8 protein-coding genes and 1 tRNA gene are annotated in these 10,060 nt (G+C 70.3%); 5 read left to right on the forward strand and 4 right to left on the reverse strand.

The genetic code is table 11. The features are described from left to right. Both OEY_RS0115030 and OEY_RS0115035 read left to right on the forward strand, forming a co-directional pair. Nucleotides 1-973 (forward strand): acyl-CoA dehydrogenase family protein (locus tag OEY_RS0115030; protein ID WP_010594676.1); only part of this gene is annotated, 973 nt, incomplete at its 5' end. A gap of 43 nt (nucleotides 974-1,016) precedes the next feature. Next, the gene (locus OEY_RS0115035; RefSeq protein WP_010594677.1) at nucleotides 1,017-2,225 is read left to right on the forward strand and encodes an acyl-CoA dehydrogenase family protein; all 1,209 of its coding nucleotides are present in this window, start codon (nucleotides 1,017-1,019) and stop codon (nucleotides 2,223-2,225) included. A 149-nt stretch (nucleotides 2,226-2,374) separates the two neighbouring features. Here OEY_RS0115035 and OEY_RS0115040 read toward each other — a convergent pair whose 3' ends face one another. Beyond that, complete coding sequence (locus OEY_RS0115040; protein WP_010594678.1) at nucleotides 2,375-2,548, reverse strand: hypothetical protein; 174 nt, start codon at nucleotides 2,546-2,548, stop codon at nucleotides 2,375-2,377. 122 nt (nucleotides 2,549-2,670) lie between these two features. Here OEY_RS0115040 and OEY_RS0115045 point away from each other — a divergent pair, with 122 nt between their 5' ends. Beyond that, nucleotides 2,671-4,314 (forward strand): acyl-CoA synthetase, encoded by a 1,644-nt coding sequence (locus tag OEY_RS0115045; RefSeq protein ID WP_010594679.1) that lies wholly within the window; start codon nucleotides 2,671-2,673, stop codon nucleotides 4,312-4,314. A 52-nt stretch (nucleotides 4,315-4,366) separates the two neighbouring features. Here the strand turns inward: OEY_RS0115045 and OEY_RS0115050 are convergent. Beyond that, nucleotides 4,367-4,443, reverse strand: a tRNA-Met gene (locus OEY_RS0115050). A gap of 434 nt (nucleotides 4,444-4,877) precedes the next feature. Here OEY_RS0115050 and OEY_RS0115055 point away from each other — a divergent pair. Further along, the gene (locus tag OEY_RS0115055; RefSeq protein WP_010594680.1) at nucleotides 4,878-5,441 is read left to right on the forward strand and encodes a transglycosylase family protein; all 564 of its coding nucleotides are present in this window, start codon (nucleotides 4,878-4,880) and stop codon (nucleotides 5,439-5,441) included. A 68-nt stretch (nucleotides 5,442-5,509) separates the two neighbouring features. Here OEY_RS0115055 and OEY_RS0115060 read toward each other — a convergent pair whose 3' ends face one another. Further along, on the reverse strand, nucleotides 5,510-8,506 hold the full coding sequence (locus OEY_RS0115060; RefSeq protein ID WP_029540056.1) for a UPF0182 family protein: 2,997 nt from the start codon (nucleotides 8,504-8,506) through the stop codon (nucleotides 5,510-5,512). Nucleotides 8,507-8,662: 156 nt separating this feature from the next. Between OEY_RS0115060 and OEY_RS0115065 the strand changes: the two genes are divergently transcribed. Then, nucleotides 8,663-9,268 carry a PPA1309 family protein gene (locus OEY_RS0115065; RefSeq protein WP_010594682.1) on the forward strand — a complete coding sequence of 202 codons (606 nt, stop codon included), beginning with the start codon at nucleotides 8,663-8,665 and terminating at the stop codon, nucleotides 9,266-9,268. 14 nt (nucleotides 9,269-9,282) lie between these two features. Here OEY_RS0115065 and OEY_RS0115070 read toward each other — a convergent pair. Continuing rightward, nucleotides 9,283-10,060: YlbL family protein (locus tag OEY_RS0115070; protein WP_010594683.1), on the reverse strand; the 778-nt coding region annotated here is incomplete at its 5' end.

Consider the following 10,060-nt stretch of genomic DNA (forward strand, 5'->3'; position numbering starts at 1 on the left):
CCGGGCCGCCGAACTCGGCATCACCCTCGTCAACGTGCCCGAGGCATTCGAGGGAGCCGCCACCGAGCGGGGCGCCGTCACCAACACCCTCGTCGCCGAGGCACTCGCCCACGGCGACATGGGGCTGGCGCTGCCGATCCTCGCGCCGAGCGGCGTCGCGGTCGCCCTCACCCAGTGGGGCACCGAGGAGCAGCAGCGGACGTACCTGCCGGCGTTCGCCGGCGACGACGTCCCCCAGGCCTGCGTCGTGATCACCGAGCCGCGCGCCCTGTTCGACCCCTTCGCGCTGCAGACCAAGGCGGTGCGCTCCCCCAGCGGCTACCGGCTCACCGGCGTCAAGTCCCTGGTGCCGGCCGCCGGCAGCGCCGAACTGTTCGTCGTCGCCGCCGAACTCGACGGAAAGCCGTCGCTGTTCCTGGTCGAATCCGACAGCAAGGGCCTGGTGATCGAGGCCGACCCGTCGATGGGTCTGCGCGCCGCCGGGCTCGGCCGGCTGCACCTGACCGACGTCGCCGTGCCGCAGTCCGCCCTCCTCGGCGACGCCGACGCCGACGTGCGCGCCGAGCAGTACGCGGACGCCGTCCGCCTCGCCCGGCTCGGCTGGTCCGCCCTCGCCGCGGGGACCGGACAGGCCGTGCTCGACTACGTCGTCCCCTACGTCAACGAACGGGAAGCCTTCGGCGAACCGATCAGCCATCGGCAGGCCGTCGCCTTCATGGTCGCCAACATCAAGATCGAGCTCGACGGGATCCGGCTGGTCACGCTGCGCGGCGCCGCCCGGGCCGATCAGGGCCTGTCCTTCGCCCGCGAGGCGGCGCTGGCCCGCAAGCTCGCCACCGACAAGGGTATGCAGATCGGCCTCGACGGTGTCCAACTGCTCGGCGGCCACGGCTTCACCAAGGAACACCCCGTCGAGCGCTGGTACCGCGACCTGCGCGCCGTGGGCGTCGCCGAGGGCGTCGTCCTCGTCTGAGCCGCCCGATCCGGCAGCGTCCCCTCACACCTAGGAACCCGCGATGATCAATCTCGAACTTCCCAAGAGGCTCAAGGCGTCGGCGAACCAGGCCCACCAGGTCGCCGCGCAGATCTTCCGTCCCGTCTCACGCAAGTACGACCTCGCCGAGCACGTGTACCCCGTCGAACTGGACACGATGGCGGCGATGGTCGAGGGCCTCAACGACTCCGGCCAGGGCGCCTCGGGCGCGGCGCTCGGCCGCGGCGACGAGCCCAAGAAGCAGGCCGGCAACGTCAACGGCGGCAACATGGCGTCGCTGCTCAACGTGATCGAAACCTGCTGGGGCGACGTCGGTCTGACTCTCTCGATCCCCTATCAGGGCCTCGGCAACTCGGCGATCGCCGCCGTCGCCACCGACGAACAGCTCGAGCGCTTCGGCAAGGTGTGGGCGTCGATGGCCATCACCGAGCCCAGCTTCGGCTCCGACTCCGCCGCCGTGACCACCACCGCCGTCCTCGACGGCGACGAGTGGGTCCTCAACGGCGAGAAGATCTTCGTCACCGCCGGCGAACGCTCCACCCACGTGGTCGTGTGGGCGAGCGTCGACCGGTCGAAGGGGCGCGCGGCGATCAAGTCGTTCGTCGTCCCGCGGGACGCCCCCGGCCTCAGCGTGGCCCGCCTCGAGCACAAGCTCGGCATCAAGGCCTCCGACACGGCCGTCCTCGTGCTCGACAACTGCCGGATTCCGAAGGACAACCTGCTCGGCAGCCCCGAGGTGAACGTCGAGAAGGGGTTCGCGGGGGTCATGCAGACCTTCGACAACACCCGTCCGATCGTCGCCGGCATGGCCATCGGCGTCGCCCGCGCGGCGCTCGAGGAACTGCGCGGCGTCCTCGCCGAGGCCGGTGTCGAGGTGTCCTACGACGTCCCGGCCTGCAACCAGCACGCTGCGGCCGCCGAATTCCTCGCGCTCGAGGCCGACTGGGAGGCGGCCTACCTGCAGGCGCTGCGGGCCGCGTGGATGGCCGACAACAAGCAACCCAACTCGCTGGAGGCGTCGATCTCCAAGGCCAAGGCCGGCCGCACCGGCACCGCGGTCACCCTCAAGGCAGTCGAGCTGGCGGGTACCTACGGCTACTCCGAACGTCCACTGCTCGAGAAGTGGGCGCGCGACTCGAAGATCCTCGACATCTTCGAGGGCACGCAGCAGATCCAGCAGCTCATCATCGCGCGACGGCTGCTGGGCCTGTCGAGCGCCGAACTGAAGTAGCCGGTCACAGACCACTTCTCCGAGGGGTCGGGCCCCCGCCGTACTCACCGACGGCGGGGGCCCTCTCACGCTCCGGACCGGACCGCTACCCGCGCGGCCGGGCGGGATCACCCTCGCGCGCGACGGAGCTCGTCGCGGAGCGCGACCACCTAGGCCGTCGGCGCGGCCACCTGTGCCCGAGTCGCCGCCTGGCTCGCCTCGTCCTGCTCCCCCACCCGCTCGACCAGCCAGGACGCCGGCGCGGCCGCCACGACACCGAGCAGGGCGATGACCGCGATCACCGGGGTGGCCGCGATCAGCCGTCCGACGGCTGCGACCGGCACTGCTCGGGCGGGAATCCCCCGGCCCTGACACCCCCGGTAGATCGGACGAATGTCCACTTCTGTGAAGTGCATCACCACTAGGGTTGCGGTGACGAATCCGGCACGAGCTCGAAGGGGACAGCATGCCCGGGCAGGACATCAAGGACAGGATCACCGGGGCCGTCGGGGAGGTGACCGACACACTGGGTGCCGTGCGGGTACTCGCGCGCTCCGGCCTGCTGCACTTCCCCCGGGTCGACCACGGAATCGGCACCCTCGTCGCCGTGAGCCGCTACGGCCCGTTCGCCGGACCGGTGCATGCCCACGCCGCGCGCGGCTACGACGCCGTCGCCCTCGTCGACGAGCGTGGCCGGTTGAGCTACGAGGAGCTCGAGGGACAGTCGAATGCGCTCGTACGGGCGCTGCAGGCCGACGGGGTCGCGGCGGGGGACGTGATGGGCCTGATGGCCCGCAATCACCGTGGACTCGTTCTCACCATGCTCGCGGCCGCCAAACTCGGCGCGAAGCTGGTCATGATGAATACCGGGTTCGCTCCGCGCCAGCTCGCGGACGTCGCGGAACGTGAAGGTGTCGGCACGTTCGTCTACGACGCCGAGTTCGCGGCGGTGGCCGCAGCCCTGCCGCCGGATGTGCGGACGTACAGCTCGTGGCCCGAGGGTGAGGAGCCGGGACCACCCGGCATCGAGTCCGTGCTCGCACAGTTCGATCGGTCCGCCGTTCCCGCGCCGAGCACACTCGGTGGTTTCGTGCTGCTCACCAGCGGCACGACCGGCACGCCCAAGGGTGCCCCGCGCGAGCGCACGTCGCCGCTCGCCTCGGCGCAGTTCCTGGACCGGGTACCGCTACGGCCGGGACAGACGATGCTGATGGCGGCGCCGGCGTTCCACGGGACCGGCATCTCACAGTTCGGACTCGCGCTGGCGCTGGGTCAGACCGTGGTGATGGAGCGGCGGTTCGACCCGCTCGAGACGGTTCGCCTGATCGAACGGCACCGGGCGAACGTGCTCGTCGTCGTGCCGACGATGCTGCAGCGGATCCTGGACCTCGGGGGCGAGGCGATCGGCCGGTTCGACACGTCGAGCCTGCAGATCATCTTCTCCGCCGGCTCGGCGCTGTCGCCGGACGTGTGCCGGCGCACCCGCGAGTACTTCGGCGACGTCCTGCACAACCTGTACGGGTCGACCGAATGCGCGGTGGCCACCGTCGCCACGCCCGAGGACATCCGCCGGGCACCGGGCACGGCCGGACGGCCCCCGGTGACGTGCCGGGTGGAGCTGTACGACGAGGAAGGCAACCGCATCACCGAGCCCGGCAAGGTGGGCCGGATCTTCGTCGCGAGCGGGCTGAGCTTCGACGGTTACACGGACGGCCGGGACAAGGAGCGCATCAACGGACTGCTCTCGACGGGCGACGTCGGGCACTTCGACGAGGAGGGACTGCTGTTCGTCGACGGCCGGGACGACGACATGATCGTCTCCGGTGGCGAGAACGTGTACCCGCTGGAGGTGGAGAACCTTCTCGTCGAAAGGGACGACGTGTTCGACGCCGCGGTGGTCGGGGTGGAGGATCCGGACTTCGGTCACCGGCTGCGCGCCTTCGTGGTGCCGGCCGAGGGCTCCGCGCGCGACGTCGAGGAGATCAAGGAGTACGTCAAGGCGAACCTGGCGCGTTACAAGGTCCCGCGTGACGTCGTCTTCCTCGACGAACTGCCGCGCAATGCGACGGGGAAGCTGCTGCGACGCGTACTCGTCGACATGAAGCCCTGATCTCATGCGGAAGGGCCCGGCACCGGATGAACCGGTGCCGGGCCCTTCGGCGTGGTAGCGGGGACAGGATTTGAACCTGCGACCTCTGGGTTATGAGCCCAGCGAGCTACCGAGCTGCTCCACCCCGCGTTGCAGGAACGAAGTTACACGGCTCGGTGAACGGAATGCAAATCGCCTGGGCGAAGGCCTTTTTCGGGCGTCGTCGCGTGTCCTGGACCACACTCGGCACATGTTCCTCCTCACATAACGGAGGTGTAACGATCGCGTGACGGGAAGGTCGACATGCCGCGGTGACCTGCGCAGAAGCGGGTCGCTCGTCCCATCTGATGGACACCCGGGGCACGGTTGCGGCCGGTAGCCCGGGTCGCGACGCATCGGTACGGTCGGTCGCGGCTCGACACCACCGAGCCGACGCCGTCCCGCCGCCGCCGAGCTGCCCCGCGGGATCCGGTACGACGAAACCTTCGGGGGGCAGCGACGCGACCCGGCCGACTGTCCGCACCGCCACGACCGAGCGGTGCCCGGGGTCCGGCGTCGGCGAGCGCGGAGAGGATTCATCCCGCATGACCACTTTCTTCAGCAAGCGTGGCCTCGGCACGGCCGTTGTCACCGGCGCCCTCGTGGCGGTGCCGTTCGGCCTCGCCACCGGCACCGCCTCCGCTGCCCCGCACAACTGGGACGCGGTGGCGGAGTGCGAGAGCGGCGGCAACTGGTCGATCGACACCGGCAACGGCTACTACGGCGGTCTGCAGTTCTCGCAGAGCACCTGGGCGGCCAACGGCGGCACCGGCAGCCCGCACACCGCTTCGAAGGCCGAGCAGATCCGCGTCGCGGAGAACACGCTGCAGACCCAGGGCCCGGGCGCGTGGCCGGTCTGCGGTCAGTACCTGACCACCGGGAGCGAGGCCGCGCCCGCGCCCGAAGCACCCGCAACCCCGGCACCCGCAACTCCGGCACCCGCGACCCCGGCACCCGCAGCACCGGCACCCGCAGCACCGGCACCCGAGGCCGCGCCGGTCGACCAGGCCGTGGAGCAGGCGCTCGGTGTCGCCGGCGAGTTCGCCGCGCAGCACGGCTTCGCTGCGCAGTTCGACCAGGTGGTCGGCGTCGCACTGCCCGGACGCTGATTCGTCCCCCGAACGACGGGGCCCCGCGCACGATGTGCGCGGGGCCCCGCTTCGGTCGCGGCAGGAGATCAGCCGCCGGTGGACTGGTACGCCTCCACGGCCGCCTGCACTCGTTCGAGCGCCCGACCGTACGCTGCGAAGTCGCCGGTGCTCTGCGCCGCGCTGAGCTCGGCGAGCGCCGCGTCGAGTTCGGCGACTGCCGCCGTCCGATCCGCCGGCGCCGGAGCGGGCGCGGGGTTCGGCGCCGGAGCGGGCGCCGGTGCCGCCGCCTGGCCGTCCTGCGGTGTCCCCTCTGCCCCCTCAACCGGTGCCGGGGGTGTCGACTCGCCACCCGGTGCGGTGGCCGCACTGCCGACGCCGCCGCCGAAGACCTGGTCCAGTGCCGCGGCGAGGGTGGGGGCATAGCCGATCCGCACCCCACCGGCGGGCCCGGGCTCGCGATAGCTGACGATCACCCGGGACAGCTGCGGGAAGGTGGAGGTGTTTCCGCTCGCCGAGTTGCGTTCCGTGTACATCGGCTGGACGTACAGGATGCCGCCCTCGGCGATCGGCAGCGTCAGCAGATTGCCGTACTGGATCCGGTTGGACCGCTCGAGCAGAGTGCGCTCCGACGCGACGCGCGTGTCGGAGATCATCGCGTTCTGCGTCTGTGCGGGACCGAAGGTCTGGGTGTCGGTCGGCAATCGGAGGATCGTGAACTTGCCGTAGTTGTCGGGGTCCGAGTTCACCGAGATGTACGCGGACAGGAACTGCCGGTTGAAGCCCACCATCGCGGAGGTGAGCCGGAACGACGGGCGGGCCGTCTCCTCGTCACCGATCAGCACGTAGTAGGGCGGCTGATTGGCCGTCGTCTCGACCGTCGGGTCGCTCGGCACCGACCAGAACGCGTTGTTGGTGAAGAACTCGCGCGGGTCGTCGACGTGGTACTTCGCGAGCATCTCGCGCTGCACCTTGAACAGGTCCTCCGGGTACCGGAAGTGCGAGCGGAGCTCGTCGGAGATCTGGTCCTGCGGGGTCACCGCATCGGGGAAGACACCCATCCACGCCTTCAGGACCGGGTCCTGGTCGTCGACCTGGTAGAGGGTCACGGTGCCGTCGTACGCGTCGACTGTCGCCTTCACCGAGTTCCGGATGTAGGAGACCTCCTTGCGGGGCAGCAGCCGGCCGGTGTTCTGGTCGACGCTGTCCTCGACGAGACCTTCGAGGGAACTGCGCTGCGCGTACGGGTAGTTGTCGAGCGTGGTGTAGGCGTCGACGACCCACACGATGCGGCCGTCGACCGCCGCGGGATATGCGTCGCCGTCGGCGGTGAGCCAGGGCGCGACCTTCGTCACCCGGTCCCGCGGATCGCGGTTGAACAGCAGCTTCGACTCGCTGCCGATCGCACTCGAGAAGAGGATGTTGCGTTCGGCGTACTTCGAGGCGAACGCGAGGCGGTTGAACCAGTTGCCGATCGACACGCCACCCGAGCCGGTGTAGGTGTACTGCGCGGTGTCGGTGTCGTACTCCCGCGGGGCCTCGCCCTCGGCGGCACCGACGATCGCGTAGTCGGGCTCCTCCTGCGCGATGACCTCACCGAAGTAGATCCGCGGCTGCTCGACCGGGATCACCTGGTTGCCGGACTCGAGCGACGCGATGTCGCTGACCATGTACACCGGGTAGCCGCTGTTGCTGTTGGCGGCCTCCTCCGCGGACTCGCTCGCGGCGGCGTTCACCCGGTTGGCGGGGGCGGCGACCAGGCCGTTGCCGTGGGTGTACACCGTGTGCCTGTTGATCCAGTCGGTCTGGTTGCCCGTCAGGCTCGACGGCGACAGTTCGCGGGCGGCGACGATGTAGTCCTCGCGCTGCCCGTCGATCTCGTACCGGTCGATGTCCAGCGACGGCGGGAACCCGTAGAAGTTCTTCAGCTGCTGCTGCTGGGTGAAGGTGCGCGGCAGCACGTTGGGGTCGAGCAGACGGGTGTTGGCGATCGTCGTCACGTCCGCCGGCACGTTGCGCGGCGACGTGCTGCCCACGCCGGGGTAGTCCTGATACTCCACGGTCTCGTCCGTGATGCCGTAGGCCTGACGGGTCGCCGCGATGTTGCGCTCGATGTACTCGGCCTCCTTGACGGCGGCGTTCGGCCGGACGGAGAACTGCTCGACCACCAGCGGCCACACGGCCCCGACGAGGATCGACGAGAGCACCAGCAGCGCGGTCGCCATCGCCGGGATACGCAGGTCGCGCAGCACGATCGCCGCGAAGAACGCCACCGCGCAGATGACGGCGATCGCCATCAGGATCAGCTTGGCGGGCAGCACGGCGTTGATGTCGGTGAATCCCGCGCCGGTGAACGTGGGCTCCTTGCGCCCGCTCCACAGCAGTGCGTACCGGTCGAGCCAGTACGCGACCGCCTTGAACGCGACGAAGATGCCGGCCAGTACGGCCAGCTGGATGCGGGCGGCGCGGGTGAGGCTGCCACCGCGGCCGGCGAGCCGGATGCCGCCGAAGATGTAGTGGGTGACCAGACTGGCGAAGAGCGCCAGGATGACGGCCACGAACATCCAGTTCAGCAGGAAGCGGTAGAAGGGCAGGTCGAAGGCGTAGAAGCCGACGTCCAGCCCGAACTGCGGGTCCGTGGTGCCGAACGAGCCGCCGTTGAAGAACATCTGCACGGTCACCCAGCTCGCCTGCGCGATCAGGCCGGACAGCAGCCCGAGCACGATCGGGATGCCGAGGCCGAAGGTGCGCAGCCGGGACATCACCGTGGTGCGGTACCGCGAGATGGGGTCGTTGGGCCCGGATGCGGGCACGAACACGGGGCGCGATCGGTACGCCAGGAGCATGGCGAGCCACACCACGGCGCCCACGAACAGGCCCACGACGACGAACAGGACGATCCGGGTCAGCAGCACCTTCACATACACGTCACGGAAGTCGACCTCACCGAACCACAGCCAGTTGGTGTAGGCGTCCACCAGTCGGGGACCGACCAGCAGCAGCACCGCGGCCACCACGGCCAGGCTCAGCAGAATCTTGCTGCGTTTCGACAGCGAAGGTACTCCGGTGGGGGGCCTCATGCCCACGTGCCACACTCCCAATTCTCCGGCGACGCGGATGCGCCGCAGCTGTTCACCTCGACTGTCACCCACGGCACTCGCGGTGACCGTTTCGCCCCACTCTACGGAATGAGGCGGCCACCACGCCGCGGCGGCGACGAGACCTGGCGACGGTGCAAGGATATGTCCGTGAGCGACAGTTATCCCGTCCCGTCCGAAGACGCCCTGCGCCGGTGCGTCGGTGAGATCGTCGACTTCGTCGACGCCGGTGGCTGGGGGCAGCCACCCCAGATGTTCGCGCTGGTGCCGACGGCCCTGCTGGCGGCGTCGGAACCGACGCTGCTCGACCAGCTCGACGCGGGCCACGAGTACACCCCGGTGGAGCAGGACGCCTTCCCGGACGACGTCGAGGGCGGCAGCCCCGCCCTCGACGAGTTCCTCGCCACCACCAGCTGGCCCGAATCGGTCGCCGGCTGCGCCCTGGTGCAGGAGATCGTGGTGCTGCCGCCGAGCGCGGAGTCGGATCTGGACGACGCGCTGGTCCCGCTGCTGGCGGATCCCCACGCCGCCGACGAGGCCGCCCGCGTCGCGGCGCACGGCCATCCGGAGCGGCGGGATGCGCGACTGATCGCGGCGGTGCTGCGGGACGGCCCATCGCTGTCGCTGCTGCAGTTGCGGCCCACCGACGAAGACGACCCGTTCGCCGGGATCGAGCTGCGAACCTACGACAACCTCGCCCCCAACGTGGTGGCGGCGCTGTACGCGACCCTCGAACCGGGCGACGACTAGCGCCGGTCCCGCGTCTACCCGCAGCTCGGCGCGTCGCCCCCGCCGGCGAGCGAGCCGAGCGCACCGATCGCGCCCTCGAGGGTCTCGACCTCGACCAGCCGCATGCCGTCGGGAGCAGCGCTGCGTGCCTCGGCGCAGTTGTCGGCGGGCACGAGGAACACCGTCGCGCCGTCCTCCGACGCCGCGACGAGCTTGTGGGTGATGCCGCCGATCGGGCCGACGGCCCCGTCGGAATCGATGGTCCCGGTCCCCGCGACGACCGCGCCGCCGCTGAGCTCGCCGGGGCTGAGCTTGTCGACCACCGCAAGGCTGAAGATCAGCCCTGCCGACGGCCCGCCGACGTCGGCGAGGTTGAACGTCACGTCGAACGGCACGTCCGGCACCTCCTCGGGGCTGATGCCGAGGAAACCCTTCTCCGGATCGTCGGGGCGGGCGCCCACGGTCACCGCGACGGTCTGCTCGACACCGTCCCGCACGATCCCGATGTCGACCGGCGTATCGGGGGCGACGGCGGCGACGGCGCGCTGCACGCTGCCGGCGGTGGTCACCGGCTCCCCCGCGACGCTGACGAGCCGGTCGCCCTCGCGCAGCACCCCGGCGGACGGCCCGGACTCGCCGACTCGGGCGACGCGCAGGACGACGGGCAGATCGAGATGATGCAGGGCGGCGAGTTCTGCGCTGCGTTCGGACTGCTCGAACTGGGCGGCGTCCGCCTCCTTGACCTGCTCCCGGGTCGCGGTGGGTGGGTAGATCTGTTCGCGCGGGGCGATCCCGTACCGGCTGGCGCGCCCC

This window comes from Rhodococcus sp. P14 (genome assembly GCF_000256505.1).
GTDB classification, from domain to species: domain Bacteria; phylum Actinomycetota; class Actinomycetes; order Mycobacteriales; family Mycobacteriaceae; genus Rhodococcus; species Rhodococcus ruber.